The organism is Streptomyces sp. NPDC005435 (genome assembly GCF_040703155.1).
GTDB lineage: Bacteria > Actinomycetota > Actinomycetes > Streptomycetales > Streptomycetaceae > Streptomyces.
Window position 1 is genome coordinate 60,903 of sequence record NZ_JBEXEQ010000029.1, and the last position, 17,368, is coordinate 78,270.

A 17,368-nucleotide genomic window follows, 5' to 3' on the forward strand; every position below is an offset into this window, starting at 1 on the left:
GAACATACCCCCGGCCCGTGAAACGAGTCGGGCCGTTCGCGTTCCCACTCCCTGGACGGAAAGCCCCTCGCATGAGCCTGCACGGTCTGCTGGACGCAGTAGTCAAGGACCCCGCCCTCGCGGAAGCGACCACGGCGGCCGCGGACGGCAACCGCACGCACGTGGACATCGTGGGTCCCCCCGCCGCCCGCCCCTTCGCCATCGCCGCCCTCGCCCGAGAGACCGGCCGCCCGGTGCTCGCCGTGACCGCGACCGGCCGGGAGGCGGAGGACCTGACGGCAGCCCTGCGCTCCCTGCTGCCCCCGGAGGGCGTCGTCGAGTACCCCTCCTGGGAGACGCTCCCGCACGAACGCCTCAGCCCCCGCAGCGACACCGTCGGCCGCCGCCTCGCCGTCCTGCGCCGCCTGGCCCATCCCCGCCCCGACGACCCCGAGACGGGCCCCGTCTCCGTCGTCGTGGCCCCCGTGCGCTCCGTACTCCAGCCGCAGGTCAAGGGCCTGGGCGACCTGGAGCCCGTATCGCTGCGTACCGGCCGGACCGCCGACCTGAACGAGATCGTGGAAGCCCTCGCGGCAGCGGCGTACGCGCGCGTGGAGCTCGTGGAGAAGCGCGGCGAGTTCGCCGTACGCGGCGGCATCCTCGACGTCTTCCCGCCCACCGAGGAACACCCCCTGCGCGTCGAGTTCTGGGGCGACGACGTCGAGGAGATCCGGTACTTCAAGGTCGCCGACCAGCGCTCCCTTGAGGTCGCCGAACACGGCCTGTGGGCACCGCCCTGCCGCGAGCTGCTGCTCACCGAGGACGTACGGGCACGCGCGCGTGCGCTCGCCGAGGACCACCCCGAGCTGGGCGAACTCCTCGGCAAGATCGCCGAGGGCATCGCGGTGGAGGGCATGGAGTCCCTGGCGCCGGTCCTGGTCGACGACATGGAACTGCTCATCGACGTGCTGCCCAAGGGCGCCATGGCCGTCGTCTGCGACCCGGAGCGCGTCCGTACGCGCGCCGCCGACCTCGTAGCCACCTCGCAGGAGTTCCTCCAGGCGTCCTGGGCGGCCAGCGCCGGCGGCGGCGAGGCGCCCATCGACGTCGGCGCGGCCTCCCTGTGGTCCATCGCGGACGTACGCGACCGCGCGCGCGAGCTGGACATGATGTGGTGGTCGGTCTCGCCGTTCGCCGCCGACGAGGAGCCGGACGGCGACACCCTCAAGCTCGGCATGCGCGCCCCCGAGGCGTACCGGGGCGACACCGCGCGCGCCCTGGCCGACACCAAGGGCTGGCTGGCCGACGGCTGGCGCACGGTCTTCGTCACCGAGGGCCACGGCCCGGCCGCCCGTACGACCGAGGTCCTGGGCGGCGAGGGCATCGCCGCGCGCCTGGACCCCGACCTCCGCGAGCTGAGCCCGTCCCTGGTGCACGTCTCCTGCGGCTCGATCGACCACGGCTTCGTGGACCCGGCACTCGGCCTCGCCGTCCTCACCGAGACCGACCTGACCGGCCAGAAGGCCGCGGGCCGCGACGGGGCCCGGATGCCCGCGCGCCGCCGCAAGACCATCGACCCGCTCACCCTCGAAGCGGGCGACTACATCGTCCATGAACAGCACGGCGTCGGCCGCTACATCGAGATGGTGCAGCGCACCGTCCAGGGCGCCACCCGCGAGTACCTGGTCGTGGAGTACGCGCCCGCCAAGCGCGGCCAGCCCGGCGACCGCCTCTACATCCCGACCGACCAGCTGGAGCAGATCACCAAGTACGTCGGCGGCGAGGCCCCCACCCTGCACCGCCTGGGCGGCGCCGACTGGACCAAGACCAAGGCGCGCGCCAAGAAGGCCGTCAAGGAGATCGCCGCCGACCTGATCAAGCTCTACAGCGCGCGCATGGCCGCCCCCGGCCACGCCTTCGGCGGCGACACGCCCTGGCAGCGCGAGCTGGAGGACGCCTTCCCGTACGCGGAGACCCCCGACCAGCTCACCACCATCGCCGAGGTCAAGGAGGACATGGAGAAGACGGTCCCCATGGACCGCCTGATCTGCGGCGACGTGGGCTACGGCAAGACCGAGATCGCGGTCCGCGCCGCCTTCAAGGCCGTCCAGGACGGCAAGCAGGTCGCCGTGCTCGTCCCCACGACCCTGCTGGTGCAGCAGCACTTCGGCACGTTCTCCGAGCGGTACTCGCAGTTCCCGGTGAACGTCCGCGCCCTGTCCCGCTTCCAGACCGACGCCGAGGCCAAGGCCGTCCTGGAGGGCCTGAAGGACGGCTCGGTGGACGTCGTGATCGGCACCCACCGGCTGTTCTCCTCCGAGACCAAGTTCAAGGACCTCGGCCTGGTCATCGTCGACGAGGAGCAGCGCTTCGGCGTCGAGCACAAGGAGCAGCTGAAGAAGCTCCGCGCCAACGTGGACGTGCTCACCATGTCCGCGACGCCCATCCCGCGCACCCTGGAGATGGCGGTCACCGGCATCCGCGAGATGTCCACGATCACCACCCCGCCCGAGGAGCGCCACCCGGTCCTCACCTTCGTCGGACCGTACGAGGAGAAGCAGATCGGCGCCGCCATCCGCCGCGAACTGCTGCGCGAGGGCCAGGTCTTCTACATCCACAACCGGGTCGAGTCCATCGACCGCGCCGCCGCCCGGCTGCGCGAGATCGTCCCCGAGGCGCGCATCGCCACGGCCCACGGCCAGATGTCCGAACAGGCCCTGGAACAGGTCGTGGTGGACTTCTGGGAGAAGAAGTTCGACGTCCTGGTCTCCACCACGATCGTGGAGTCCGGCATCGACATCTCCAACGCCAACACGCTCATCGTGGAGCGCGGTGACAACTTCGGGTTGTCGCAGCTGCACCAGCTGCGCGGCCGGGTGGGCCGTGGCCGCGAGCGCGGGTACGCGTACTTCCTGTACCCGCCGGAGAAGCCGCTCACCGAGACCGCGCACGAACGGCTCGCCACCATCGCCCAGCACACCGAGATGGGCGCGGGCATGTACGTCGCCATGAAGGACCTGGAGATCCGCGGCGCGGGCAACCTGCTCGGCGGCGAGCAGTCCGGGCACATCGCGGGCGTCGGCTTCGACCTGTACGTCCGCATGGTGGGTGAGGCGGTCGCGGACTACCGGCGTCAGCTGGAGACCGGCGAGGCGGAGGAGGAGCCGCCGCTGGAGGTCAAGATCGAGCTGCCGGTCGACGCGCACGTCCCGCACGACTACGCGCCCGGCGAGGGGCTGCGCCTCCAGGCGTACCGGTCCATCGCCGCCGCCAACTCCGAGGAGGACGTCAAGGCCGTCCGCGAGGAACTCACCGACCGCTACGGCAAGTTGCCCGAGCCGGTGGAGAACCTGCTGCTGGTCGCCGGGCTGCGGATGCTCGCCCGGGCCTGCGGGGTGGGCGAGATCGTTCTCCAGGGCACCAACATCCGCTTCGCGCCGGTGGAGTTGCGCGAGTCGCAGGAGCTGCGGCTGAAGCGGCTGTACCCGGGCTCGCTCGTCAAGGGGAACGCGCACCAGGTGCTGGTCCCGCGCCCCAAGACGGCGAAGGTCGGCGGCAAGCCGCTGGTCGGGCGTGAACTGCTGGGCTGGGTGGGGGAGTTCCTGGCGTCGATCCTGGGGTCGTGACGATCCCGGGGGCGTGACGGCTCTACGGCTGCGACAGCGGGCGCGTCTCCTCGCGGGGGCGCGCCCGTTGCGGTGTCCGGTGTCCGGTGTCGGGGAGGCCGGGGAGGTCGGGGCTGCCGGGGCGGACTTGGCGGGCGAGGCCGTCAGCCCCCGTCCGCCGAGTGGAACAGCATCGCCGTGAGCGCGTGGAACACCTCCTCGGGGTCCTGCCCGCCCACCGGACCGTCGAGGTTGTGGCCGAGGAGCAGGGTGGCGAAGCCGTGGGCCAGTGACCAGGCGGCGATGCCGGCGAGGCGGGCGTCAGGGCCCCGGTCGCCGGGGTCCACGGCGGCGACGACGGCGCTCAGGGCGTCGGCGGCCAGGGTGCGGGCGGTGGTCAGTTCGAGATCGTCGGCGCGCAGCAGCTCCGGCGAGAACATCACCTGGAAGTGCGCGGGGTGTTCGCGGGCGAAGCGGACGTAGCGCACGCCCGCCTCCCGCAGGTCCGGGGCGTCCCGCAGGGCCTCGGCCAGCAGCCCGAACCCCTCGGCCGCGATGGCGGTGAGCAGCCCGGTGCGGTCCTTGAAGTGGTGCGCGGGCGCGGCGTGCGAGACCCCGGCGCGGCGGGCGAGGTCGCGCAGGCTCAGCCCGGCGGGGCCGTCGGCGGCGATGGCGTCGAGCGCGGCGGTGAGCACGGCGCGCCGTAGATCGCCGTGGTGGTACGAGGAACGCCGCCCGGCGGAGGCCGGCTTCGAGGAACTCATGCGGACACCATACGCCCGATCTAGGCATTGACAAGTTCCGGCGGTCCGGGCAATCTGGACAGTGTCAAGTTCGGGCGGCCCGGCCGGGCCGTGGACGGGGGAGGAGTCACGGCATGACCCAGGAAACGGTGGGGACGGCACGCGCACGCCAGCTCTGGCACCTGCTGGAACCGTTCCACGCGCTGCTCTACTACGCCCCGGAGGTCGAGCGGGAGTCGGCCGCGCTCGGGTACGGCACGGGGGACCGCTGGCCGGGCTACTTCCCGCTGCGCGCCGCCCCCTTGGGCCGGGCCGGCGCCGAGCGGGTGACCTCCGCGTTCTACAGCTTCAGCCCGCGCATGGTGGCCCGGCACATGGACGGCGCGTGGAACGTCGCCGCCCCGGGCGAGGTGCTGGCCGCCCGTCTGCGCGGGATCGACGGTGCCTACCGGGCCGTCCTCGGCGACCGGATCGACAGCCCGGAGCTGGCCGAGGCCGCCGCTCTGGCCCGGCGCGCCGCCGAGGCCGCGGACACCGCGGGCCGCCCCCTCGCCGCCGCCAACGCCGAGCTGCCCTGGCCCGAACCCCCGCACCTCCAGCTCTGGCACGCGGCCACGATCCTGCGCGAACACCGGGGCGACGGCCATCTGGCCGCCCTGCTCGTCGCCGGCCTCGATCCGGTCGAGTCGCTGGTGTCCTTCGCGGCGATAGGCGCCGCGTCCGTGGAACGCTTCGCGAGCCGTGGCTGGAGTCCAGGGGAATGGAAGGCCGCGTGCGAACGCCTCGCGCGGCGCGGACTGGTGGAGCCGGACGGCATGGCCACGGACGCGGGCCGCGCCCTGCGCCGACGCGTGGAGGAGGACACCGACCGCCTCGCCGTCGCCCCGTGGCAGGCCCTCGGTGCGCCGGCCGCCGACCGCCTGGCCGACCTGCTGGGCGACCACTGGGTCGCGGTCCTCTCCTCCGGACTGCTCCCCTCGGAATCGACCCTGGGGATAGGCACCGTGTGAACAAGGCGCGCGAACTCGTGGAGGCCGGCAAGAACATGAGCCCCTGATGCACCCGATGCCCCTGAACGCCCTTTTGGTTCCTGTTCGTCGGCCGCCGTCCGGCGGTTACGGTGGAGGACGGATCGAACCGTCCGCACCGGCGGACGGGCAGGCGCGAACGAGGGGGGCGCACCGTGAGGCGCTTGTGGGGCGGGGCGGTCATCGCCATGGTCATGACGGCCGCCGTGACCGGATGCCGGACCGAACAGACCAAGGGCTCCTCCGGCCCCCAGGAGACCGGCGCCTCCGGCGCGGCCCTGAGCGCCGCCGAGGCCCTGCCCGTCAAGGGCCGCGCACCGAAGACCGGTTACTCCCGCGAGCGCTTCGGCAGCGCCTGGGCGGACACCGACTCCAACTCCTGCGACACCCGTGACGACATCCTGAAGCGCGACCTGGAGGAGGTGAAGTTCAGTGGCGGCAAGTGCAAGGTGACCTTCGGCGTCCTGGAGCACGACCCCTACTCGGGCAAGACCATCACCTACCGCCGAGGCCGCAGCCAGGTCGACATCGACCACGTCGTCGCCCTCTCCGACGCCTGGCAGAAGGGCGCCAAGTACTGGGCGCCCAGCAAGCGCATCGCCCTCGCCAACGACCCCCTCAACCTCCTGGCGGTCGACGCGAGCACCAACCGGGGCAAGGGCGACGGCGACACCGCCACCTGGGTCCCCCCGTCCAAGTCCTACCGCTGCACCTACGTCGCCGCCCAGGTCGCCGTGAAGAAGAAGTATGGCCTGTGGGTCACCTCCGCCGAGAAGTCCGCCATGAAGAAGGTCCTGACAACCTGCCCCGGCCAGAAACTCCCCACCGGCGGCAACCCGACGGAGGCCCCGTCACGCTTCCGGGCTCGCTGAGGGGACGCACCAAGCAGGAGGGCGGCACCGGCACCGGCACCGCCCCGCCGGCGCGGGAAACTCCCTTTGCGCCCGCCCCCGCCCCACCTACCGTGACCGCGTGAACGTCAAGGTGAGCAGCCTCGCCGACCGGCCCGAACGGCTGGCGGCGGTGCTGGAGATGGCCGACACCTGGCCGGAGTTCGTGACCCACGACCCGGTGGGTGTCGCCCACTACGGCCGCATCCCCGTCGAACTGCCCGAGTACGCGCTGTTCGCCGAGGACGAGCACGGCGAGGTGGTCGCCCACGCCTTCAGCGTGCCGTTCGCGCTCGGCGCCGAAGGCCGGGGCGCGCTGCCCGGCCGGAGGTGGGACCAGGTCCTGCTCTGGGCCTTCGCCGATCTGCGCCGGGGCACCCGCCCCGACACGGTCTGCGCGATCGCCGTCGTCATCGCCCCGCACGCGCAGGGCCGGGGGCTGTCCGCCGTCATGCTCTCCGCGCTGCGGGACAACGCCCGCGCCCGTGGCTTCGCGGAGGTCGTCGCTCCCGTACGGCCCAGCGCCAAGCATCTCGAACCCCGCACGCCGATGACCGAGTACGCCCACCGGCTGCGCCCCGACGGGCTCCCGCACGATCCCTGGCTGCGTGTCCACGCCCGGGCCGGCGCGGTGGTCGACTCCGTCGCCCCCGCGTCCATGACGGTCGCCGCCCCGCTGGAGGACTGGCGCCGCTGGACCGGCCTTCCCTTCGACACCCCGGGGGACGTCGAGGTGCCCGGCGCCCTGTCCCCGGTGCACTGCGAACCGGAGCGGGGGTACGCGGTGTACGTGGAGCCCAATGTCTGGATGAGGCACGGCGCGTGATGCCCACGTAGCCGCGTTCACAAACATTCATCGCCTGAACAATTCATGCACACGTTTTGACTTTTCCGCAAAGAGATTCACAAGATCCAACGGTGTGAACCGTTGCAATTCAGGCCGGTTGGGCAAGCCGGGGTCAAGGTCTCCACAAGATCAACCTTCGGATCTATTTGCGGAATGTTCACGACAGGCAAGATCGGTGCGCTTCTTGTCGATTGCCTGCTCGCTGGAGTGAAGTCGTGCTGCCTTCTTCCTGGCCGCTGAACCGTTCGGGCTCTGCTCGCCGGGCGCGCCGGACCCTGCGCTGGGTCGCCGCGCTCGTCCTGACGTCCCTGGCCCTGTGGATGACGACCGATCAGGCCGTCGCCGAGGGGCTGGAGCTGACCCGTATCGACATGCCGGGCGCGAGCGCGTCGGCATGGGCGTCCTGGTTCACCGACCCCCACTGGGGCAAACTGCCCCACCAGCGGTCGGGAACGGCGGCGCACCACCCGCACCACGTCTCCGCCGAGGTGACCGCCGCCCACCGGGGCAAGGGCCACGCGCCGGGCAAGGGCCGCGGCGAACTGCCCGCGTACCACGCGCACGCCCCGTCCGTGAAGAAGGGCCGCAGCGCCGGCGGCGCGGGCTTCAACGCCAAGAGCAGCAAGCGCAATCCGGGCGAGTCCTCGCGCACCGAGACCGTCTACGACAACGCCGACGGCTCCGTCACCCGACGCATATCCCCCACGCCCGTCAACTACCAGGTGGGCAAGGGCCGCTGGGCGCCGATCGACGTGGACGTGCGGGCCGGGCCGGACGGCCGCTGGCACGAGAAGGCCAACTCCGTCGACGTCGACTTCGCCGCCGAGGCCACCGACCCCGACATCGCCTCCCTGACGGCCGACGACAAGCACCGCGTCTCCTACGCCCTGGAGGGCGCGGCCCCGGTCAAGGGCACGGCCGACGGCTCGACCGTCCGCTACGCCAACGTCCTCGACGCCACCGACCTGGTGCTCGCCCCGACCGCCACCGGTGTGAAGGACTCCGTGGTCCTGCACTCCGCCGACGCGGACAACACCTGGACCTTCCCGCTCGACCTCAAGGGCCTCACCCCCACCCAGCGCACGAGCGGCTGGATCGACCTCACGGACTCCGCCGGCAAGACCGTCGAGCGCATCCCTCCCGCGTACGCCTACGACGCGAAGGTGAACCCCCGCTCCGGAGACCCGGCCACCACGCACGACGTCACCACCGAGCTCGTCCGCGACGACGACGGCTACGCGGTGAAGGTGACCCTCGACAGCGACTGGCTGCACAGCGCCAAGCGCGTCTTCCCCGTCACCGTCGACCCCAGCGTCAGCGACGGCTGGACCACCACCTACGCCGAGTCCGGCGACGCGGCCGCCGACCACTCCTACGAGCAGACGGTCAAGGTCGGCTCCTACGACTCCGGCACCCACTCCGCGAACAGCTTCATCAACCACTGGGACACCGCCTGGGACGGCAGCAACGCCACCGTCACCGCCGCCACCCTGCACCTGTTCGACACCTGGGCCGCCACCTGCACCGCGGAGCGCTTCGACGTCGCCCTGGTCACCAGCGACTGGACCCCGGAGTCCGTCACCACCTACCCGGGCCCCTCGATGGGCTCCTCCATCGGCAACGCGACCCCGACCGTGCCCAACGCGTGCGCCAACACGGCCGCGGACCGCACCGTCGGCGACACCGTGAACGTCACCCTGTCCACCTCCGCGATCCAGGGCTGGTTCAACGGCACGACCGCGGACTACGGCCTGGGCCTGTACGCGTCCACGAGCGACAACCTGCACTGGAAGCAGTTCGACTCCTTCAACGCCCCCGGCGGCAAGGGCCCGTACCTCGAGGTCACCTACACCGGCAACACCGCGCCCCAGCTGTACGAGCAGTTCCCCGCCGACAACGCGGTGGTGAACACCACCACGCCCACCTTCACCGCGTGGGCCGGCGGCGCCAACTCCACCAGTGGCAGCGGCAACCAGTACCTCTTCCAGGTCTACGACCCGAACGGCACCAAGGTCGCCGACTCGGGCCTGGTCTCCACCGGCAGCTGGACCGTCCCCGCGGGCAAGCTCGCCTGGGGCAAGAGCTACAGCTGGACCGTCAAGGCGTACGACCCCACCACCAAGCTGTACTCCCCGGCCACGCCGTACGAACTGTCCGTCCAGGTCCCGCAGGCCGTGATCACCTCCGGTCTGTCGCAGAACAGCAGCGACCACGGCTTCGACGCGTCGATCGGCAACTACACCACCTCCGACACCGACGCCTCCGTCTCCACCGTCGGCCCCTCCCTCGACGTCGAGCGCGCCTACAACTCCCGTGACCCCCGCTGGGCGGGCGCCTTCGGCTCGGGCTGGTCCAGCATCTTCGACGCCCGCGCGACCGAGCAGTACACCACCGGCGGAGCCGTCTCCAGCGTCTCGGTCACCTACCCCGACGGCTCCCAGGTCGGCTACGGCAAGAACAGCGACGGCACCTTCACCCCGGGCAACGGCCGCTTCGCCACCTTCAAGACCGTCACCGGCGGCTACACGCTGACCGACAAGGACGACACGGTCTACACCTTCACCCAGTCCCTGGGTTCCGGCGCCTACGGCCTGACCTCGGTCACCGACGCCAACGGCCGCTCGGTGAACCTCACCTGGGCCGGCGGCCACGTCACCAAGATGACCTCCGCCGTCTCGGGCCGCTCCCTGTCCCTGACCTGGAGCACCCCCTCCGGCGCCCAGGCCGCGCACGTGGCGACCGTGGTCACCGACCCGGCCACCGCGGGCGACGCGAGCACCGCCCAGACCTGGACCTACAGCTACACCGCCGACCAGCTCACCAAGGTCTGTTCACCGCTGTCGGCCACCAAGTGCGCCACCTACGGCTACACCACCGGCTCCGGCTACCAGAACGCGGCCCTCGACCTCGACCCGCACACCTTCTGGCCGCTGTCGGAGGCCTCCGGCACCACCGCCAAGGACGCCATCCTCGGCAACGAGGGCACGACCGACGCGACGTACGAACACGTCACCCTCGGCCAGCCCGGACCGCTGACCGGATCCTCCGCCAAGGCCGCCGGCTTCAACGGCACCTCCTCCGACATCGCGCTCCCGAAGAACCTCGGCAACGACACCGACTCCGGCGCGATCTCCCTGTGGTTCAAGACCTCGGCGGGCCCCGGCGTCCTGTACTCCTACGCCTCCCAGCCGATCGGCTCCGGCCAGGCGGCGGGCTTCTACACGCCCTCCGTCTACGTCGGCAGCGACGGCAAGCTGAACGCCGAGTTCTGGTACAGCGGCGGCGTCAACCCGATCGTCTCCTCCGCCTCCGTCGCCGACGGCAAGTGGCACCACGTCGTGCTGTCCGCCGCGGGCAACTCCCAGACCCTGTACCTGGACAACACCAAGGTCGGCTCGCGCAGCGGCACCATCTCCATCCAGAGCGCGGTCGCCTTCGGCAAGAACCAGTCCTTCAACTACATAGGCGCCGGCTTCCTCGGCGGCAGCTGGCCCGACGAGGCCCACACCTCCTCCACCGACAAGACCGGCTACGCCACCTACTTCAACGGCTCCATCGCCGACATCGGCTGGTACAGCCGGCCGCTGGTCGCCGCCGACGTCAACGCCCTGTACACGTACGGCACCCACAGCACCAGCCTGCTGACCTCCGTCAAGCGCCCGTCCGGCAAGACGTACGCGACGATGACGTACGACCCCAACACCACCGCCCTGACCCGGCTCACCGACGAGAACGGCGGCAGCTGGGCGATGGGCACGCCGTCCGTCGCCGGGTCCAGCGACACCTACCGCGGAGCGGTCCTCGGCGGCGCCCCCTCCGAGTACTTCCGGCTCGGCGAGGCCGCCGGGGCCACCACGGCCGTCGACCAGGTGCACGGCGGCAACGGCACGTACGGCGCCGTCACGCTCGGCGCCGCCGGCCCGTTCACCGACCAGAAGGCCGCCACCTTCAACGGCACCAGCTCCCTGGTGACGCTGCCGAACAGCTCCGTCCCCGGCTCCGGCGCCGAGAGCGCCGACATGTGGTTCAAGACGACCACGGCGAACGGCATCCTGCTCGGCACGAGCAAGGACCCGATCGGCAACGGCACCACACCGACCGGCTACACACCCGTGCTGTACATCGGCAGCACCGGCAAGCTGTACGGCGAGTACTGGTTCTCCTCCGGCTCCGACAACCCGCTGGTCACCGCGTCGGCTGTCACCGACGGCAAGTGGCACCACGTCGTGCTCTCGACCAGCGCCACCAGCCAGTCCCTGTACCTCGACGGGGCACTCGTCGGCACGCAGACCGGCACGGCCGCGATGTCCGGGCAGAAGTACACCTACGTGGGCGCCGGCTACAACGGCGGCTACTGGCCGGACCAGCCGCACCACAGCACCACCGACAACACCGGCTACGCCACCTACTTCAAGGGCTCCCTCGCCGAGGTCTCCCTCTACCGCTCGCAGCTGTCGGACGCGGACGTCGCCCAGCAGTACGAGGCCGCGAAGAACTCCACCGGCCTGCTGCCCGTGGAGACGGTCCAGGTCACCACGCCGACCAGCGCGACGCTGAAGTACACCTACGACGTCACCAACAACAACCGCGCCCTCACCGAGACCGACGCGCTCGGCAACCGGACCAGTTTCGGCTACGACACCTCCGGCTTCGAGCACACGGTCACCGACCCCAACGGCTCGATGACCGTCACCGGCCACGACGTCCGCGGCAACATCGTCTCCTCGACGTCCTGCCAGGACCAGGCCGCGAACAAGTGCGACACCGAGTACTACACGTACTACCCGGACGACACCACCGCCCAGCTGACCACCGCCGACCCGCGCAACGACCAGCTGCTGACCGAGCGCGACGGCCGTTCGGCGTCCGCGACCGACACCACCTATCTGACGTCGTACACCTACGACCCGGCCGGCAACCAGACCGCGATCACCGGCCCCGCCGTGGCCGGTTTCCCCGACGGCCGCAGCACCACGACCGTCTACAGCGACGGCACCTCCGCCTACCCGGCCACCGGCGGCGGCGTGATCCCCAAGGGCCTGCCGGTCAAGACGGTCAGCCCGGGCGGCGCCGTCAACCAGGTGTCGTACTTCTCCAACGGCGACGTGGCGACCACCACCGACGCCATCGGACTGGTCACCAAGTACACCTACGACGGCCTCGGCCAGGTCACCACCCAGAAGGTCGTCTCCGACACCTACCCCGACGGCCTGGTCACGAGCTACAAGTACGACGCCGCGGGCCAGGTGATCGAGGAGCACGACCCGCAGCTCACCGACCGCGTCACCGGCGCCACCCACGCCGCCGTCACCGGCACCGTCTACGACGAGGACGGCAACACCCTCACGCAGACCGTGTCCGACGCCAGCGGCGGAGACCACGCGCGCACCCAGACCTGGACCTACGACGCCTACGACCACGTCGCCACCGAGGCCGACGCCAACGCCGCCGAGGGCGCGGCCAACGGCAACACCACGACGTACACGTACGACACCTCCGGCAACAAGACCAAGGAGGTGACGACCGCCGGCAACGAGACCCGCTACACCTACGACGCCGAGGGCAACCTGCTCACGCAGGGCCTGATGTACCAGGGCGACCCGGTCAACCCGCAGACGCCCGCACTGCTCACCGAGTCCTCCCGGGCCTACGACCCGGCCGGCCGGCTCGCGTCCATCACCGACGCGATGGGCAACACCACGTCCTACACGTACACCGACGACGGTCTGACCGCGACGGTGAAGCGCACCAGCGCCGACGGCACCAGCACCTACACGCTGGAGTCCGACGTCTACGACGCGGCCGGCAACCTCACCCAGGCGACCTCGGACAACGGCGAGACGGTCACCAAGTACACGGTCGACGCCGCCTCCCGCACCACCTCCACCGAGCTGGACCCGACCGGAGTGGACCGCGTCTCCACGGTGTCGTACACCCCGGACGACCAGGTCGCCTCCGAGAACGACCACGACGCCTCCGGCTACGACCGCACCACCACCGACACCTACGACGACATGGGCAACCTGCTCGGCGAGACGCTGTACGGGGACGCCTCCGGCCACCCGGCGGCCTGGTGGAAGCTCGACCAGAACTCCGGCACCACGGTCACGGACGCCTCGGGCACCGGCAACACCGCGCGCGCCACCGGCGTCACCTGGAGCGACGACGCCGCGAACTTCGCGGGCACCACCGGCCAGCAGATCACCACCAACGGGCCCGTGCTCGACACCACCGCGTCCTACACGGTCTCGGCGTGGGTGAAGATGAGCTCGCTGCCCACCCACAACGCGACGGTCGTCGCGCAGACCGGCGGCACCAACAGCGCGTTCATGCTCCAGTACAACTACGCGCACACCAGCGCACCGCTGTGGAGCCTGGAACAGACGAGCACCGACGCCTCGGGCGCCACGTTCCCCGCCGCCTACTCGACCGCCGTGCCCGCCTCCGGCGCCTGGACGCACCTGGTCGGCGTCTTCGACGCGAGCACCGGGGCCATTAAGATCTACGTCAACGGCACCCTGTCCGGCTCGGGCACCAACACCACACCGTGGAGCGCCACCGGCCCCCTGACCATCGGCCAGGCCAAGTACGCCGGCGCCTCGACCGACCTGCTGCCCGGCGCGGTCTCCAACACGCAGGTCTACCAGCGCGCCCTGTCCGCCACCGAGATCTCCTCGCTGTACGGCAAGGGCCGGGGCGGCGGCACCGTCGGCTCGTCCGACGCGCAGAAGACCACGTACACGTACGACAAGCGCGGCCTGCCGAAGTCCATGACGGACGCCGAGCACAACACCACCGACTACGCCTACGACGAGGCGGGCAACCTCGCGGTCACCACCGCGCCCGCAGTCCAGGCGGAGCCCGACGGCACCAGCGCCGCCACCGTGCGCCCGGTCACCACCAGCGGGTTCAACACCTTCGGCGAGGGCGTCGAGGAGCAGGACCCCAACGGCCTGGTCACCACCACCGTGTACGACGCCGAGGGCGACAAGGTCTCCGAGACCCTGCCGCCGTACACCCCGGCGGGCGGCTCCCAGCCGAACGCGGGCACCACCGTCTGGACGTACGACAGCGAGGGCAACCAGACCTCCGTCACCACGCCCGGTGGCAAGACCACGTCGTCCCTGTACGACCAGATGGGCAACGTCGCCCAGATCACCGCGCCGGACGGCACCAAGACGCGCGCGACGTACGACGCCAACGGCGAACAGCTGACGTCGACGGACGCCTCCGGCGCGCAGTCCCAGGCGACGTACGACTTCATGGGCCGCCAGCTCACCCAGACGACCCTGGAGCGCTACCCCTCGACGCGCAGCCTGACGTCGACCACGTCCTACGGCGTCACCACCGGCAACCCCTACGGCGCGCACGCCGCGTCGACCACCTCACCCGGCGGCGTGAAGACGACGTACGCCTACAACCGGGCCGGTGACATCACCTCCGTCACCGACGCGGCGGGCAACACCACCCGCTACGGCTACGACTTCGAGGGCAACCGCTCGAAGACGACGCTGCCCGACAACACGTACTCGACGACCGACTACAACGCCGACGGCGACCCGGTCACCACGCGCTCCTACGACGCGTCGGGCACCAAGCTGTGGGAGACCTCGCAGCAGTACGACGGCGTCGGCAACATGACCGCGGCGACGGACGCGCGCGGCCACACCAGCCAGTTCACCTACGACGCGGCCGGCACCATCACGCAGGAGGTCCAGCCGGTCGACGCGTCGACGTCGATCACCACGACCTTCGGCTACGACGCGGCCGGCAACCGCACCCGCTTCACCGACGGCCGCGGCAACTCCTGGCGCTACACCTACACGCCGTGGGGCCAGCAGGAGAAGGTGATCGAGCCGACCACCGCGCAGTACAGCTCGGCGGCCGACACGACCACGACCTTCGCCTACGACGCGGACGGCCAGGCCACGAACGTGACGCTGCCCGGCGGCGTCACCACCGCGATGACGTACGACGCCGACGGCCAGCTGAAGTCGATGTCCGGCGCGGGCGCCGACGCGGCGACGGCCCGGCGGAGCTTCACCTACGACTCGGTCGGCCGGGTGCTCTCGGCGGACACGGACGAGGCGGGCATCGCCGGCGCGGTGGACCACCAGGACGCCACGCACGACGAGTTCACCTACGACGACCGCAGCGACGTGCTCACCACGTCGGGCTCCTCGGGCGTCTCCAGCTTCGCCTACAACGACGACGGCGCGATGACCTCGCGCAAGGACGCCGCGGGCACCACGACCTACGGCTACGACACGGCGGGCCGCCTTTCGACCCTGAACGACGCCGCCACCGGCACCCAGCTCACCTACAGCTACGGCCAGCTCAACGAACCGCGCTCCGTCAAGTACGGCGCGTCGGGCCAGACCCGCACGTTCGGCTACGACAGCCAGCACCAGCTGACCAGCGACACCCTGGTCCAGGGCGCGACGACCCTGGCGAGCTTCACCTACGGCTACGACGCCGACGGCAACCTGGCGTCGAAGACGACCACGGGTGTCTCCGGCGCCTCGGCCAACACCTACGGCTACGACTGGGCCAACCGCCTCACGTCGTGGAACGACGGCTCCAAGACGACCACGTACGCCTACGACGCGTCGGGCAACCGGATCCGCAAGGGCGCGGACGTCTACACCTACGACCAGCGCGACGAGCTGACCTCGGACGGCACGCACTCCTACACCTACTCGGCGCGCGGCACGATGACACAGGAGTCGTCGGCGGCCGGCGGCACGACGGCGTACAAGACGGACGCCTCCGGCGCGCAGATCGCGGCGGGCTCGCAGTCCTACACGCTGGACGCGATGGGCCGGAACGTGTCGGACAAGGACACGTCGGACGGCACGACGCGGACGTTCGCGTACTCGGGCGGCAGCAACACGATCGCCTCGGACGGCGAGGACACCTACACCTACGACCCGGGCGGCGGCCTGGTCGGCATCAAGCCGACCGTCGGCGGCGCGGTACTGGCCCTGACGGACCAGCACAGCGACGTGGTCGGCACCTTCACCTCGGGCGCGACGGCGCTCGCGGGCTCGGCGTCGTACGACCCGCTCGGCAAGGTGGTCTCACCGACCGACACCATCACCGGTCACCTCGGTTTCCAGTCGGGCTGGACGGAGCCGGGCTCGGGTGACGTCGGTACCGCCTCGCGCTGGTACAACCCGGACACGGGCCAGTTCCTGAACAAGGACAGCATCTCGCTGAACCCGGTCCCGAACTCGGTGGCGGCGAACCCCTTCGCCTACGTCGACGACAACCCGCTCGCGGGCACGGACGAGTCGGGCAACTGCTCCTGGTACGACGTGGTGTGCGGCGCGAAGAAGGCCGCGCATCATGTGGCACACGCGGTCAAGCACGTGGCGCACAAGGTGTACCACGCGGCCAAACACGTGGCCCGCAAGGTGGTTCACGCGGTCAAGCACGCGGCCCGCAAGGTCGTCCACCACGTGCGGGACGTCTATCACGCCACGGTGCGGGTGGTGCACCGCGTCTACCACTACTCGGTACGCAAGGTCAGACGCGCGTATCACCGGGTGGTTCACGCGGTCCATTCCGCCTACCACAAGGTCGCGCACGCGGTGCACCGCGTGGTCCACGCCGTGAAGAAGGCCGCCCACAAGGTCGCCCACGCGGTGAAGAAGGCCGCCCACGCGGTCTCGCACGCGGCCCGGACGGCGTACCACGCCACGGTTTCGGCGGTGAAGACAGCGGCGAAGTTCGCGAAGCATCACGCGGCGGCGATCACGTCGTTCGTGGTGTCGACGGCGGTGTTCGCGGGCTGCGAGGCGGCGACGTGGGGTGTGGGCACGGTCGGCTGTGCGGCCATGGCCGGCGCTGCGGGTTCCCTGGTGGAGCAGGGCTTCAAGTGCGCCGAGAACGGTGGCGGCGACTGCAGTGTGGGCGCGTTCGCGGGCTCTGCCGTGGAGGGCGCCGTAACGGGTGCCGCGGGTGGTGTCCTGGGCGAGCTGGGCGGCGCGTTGCTGGCGAAGGCGGCGCCGAAGGCGATGGAGGTGGTCGGCGGTCTGTTCGGCCGGGCGACGTCCGGGGCCGGCGACTCGGCGGCGGCGGACGCGACGGAGGCGGCGACGGCCAAGGCGGAGTCGGAGGGTGCGGGAACGCAGTCCCAGTCGCATTCGAACGAGGCGGGGCCTGAGGAGGAGTCGGGCGGCGCCTGCCCGATCAAGCGGTCCGTGCCGGGGGACCCGCACAGTTTCACGGGTGCGACCCGGGTCCTGATGGCCGACGGCACGACCAGGGCCAT

6 protein-coding genes are annotated in these 17,368 nt (G+C 71.1%); 5 read left to right on the forward strand and 1 reads right to left on the reverse strand.

Annotated elements, in window-relative coordinates; genetic code table 11:
• Positions 1–71 precede the first annotated feature (71 nt).
• Entirely contained in the window at positions 72–3,605 is a 3,534-nt protein-coding gene (gene mfd / locus AB0898_RS29100) for a transcription-repair coupling factor (protein WP_366806010.1), read from the forward strand.
• Between the two features lie 143 nt (positions 3,606–3,748).
• Here mfd and AB0898_RS29105 read toward each other — a convergent pair whose 3' ends face one another.
• Complete coding sequence (locus tag AB0898_RS29105) at positions 3,749–4,348, reverse strand: TetR/AcrR family transcriptional regulator (RefSeq protein WP_366806011.1); 600 nt, start codon at positions 4,346–4,348, stop codon at positions 3,749–3,751.
• 113 nt (positions 4,349–4,461) lie between these two features.
• On the opposite strand from AB0898_RS29105, the gene AB0898_RS29110 reads away from it, so the two are divergent.
• From AB0898_RS29110 to AB0898_RS29125, 4 genes are all read left to right on the forward strand, one after another.
• On the forward strand, positions 4,462–5,337 hold the full coding sequence (locus AB0898_RS29110) for an SCO6745 family protein (protein ID WP_366806012.1): 876 nt from the start codon (positions 4,462–4,464) through the stop codon (positions 5,335–5,337).
• A 173-nt stretch (positions 5,338–5,510) separates the two neighbouring features.
• Complete coding sequence (locus tag AB0898_RS29115) at positions 5,511–6,227, forward strand: HNH endonuclease family protein (protein ID WP_366806013.1); 717 nt, start codon at positions 5,511–5,513, stop codon at positions 6,225–6,227.
• Between the two features lie 100 nt (positions 6,228–6,327).
• On the forward strand, positions 6,328–7,071 hold the full coding sequence (locus AB0898_RS29120; RefSeq protein WP_366806014.1) for an N-acetyltransferase: 744 nt from the start codon (positions 6,328–6,330) through the stop codon (positions 7,069–7,071).
• 236 nt (positions 7,072–7,307) lie between these two features.
• Positions 7,308–17,368: LamG-like jellyroll fold domain-containing protein (locus AB0898_RS29125; protein WP_366806015.1), on the forward strand; the 10,061-nt coding region annotated here is incomplete at its 3' end.

What these genes read in the sequence shown, in the direction of transcription:
- mfd (WP_366806010.1), top strand. Translation starts at nt 72, where the DNA reads ATGAGCCTGCACGGTCTGCTGGACGCAGTAGTCAAGGACCCCGCCCTC.
- AB0898_RS29105 (WP_366806011.1), bottom strand. Translation starts at nt 4,348, where the DNA reads ATGAGTTCCTCGAAGCCGGCCTCCGCCGGGCGGCGTTCCTCGTACCAC.
- AB0898_RS29110 (WP_366806012.1), top strand. Translation starts at nt 4,462, where the DNA reads ATGACCCAGGAAACGGTGGGGACGGCACGCGCACGCCAGCTCTGGCAC.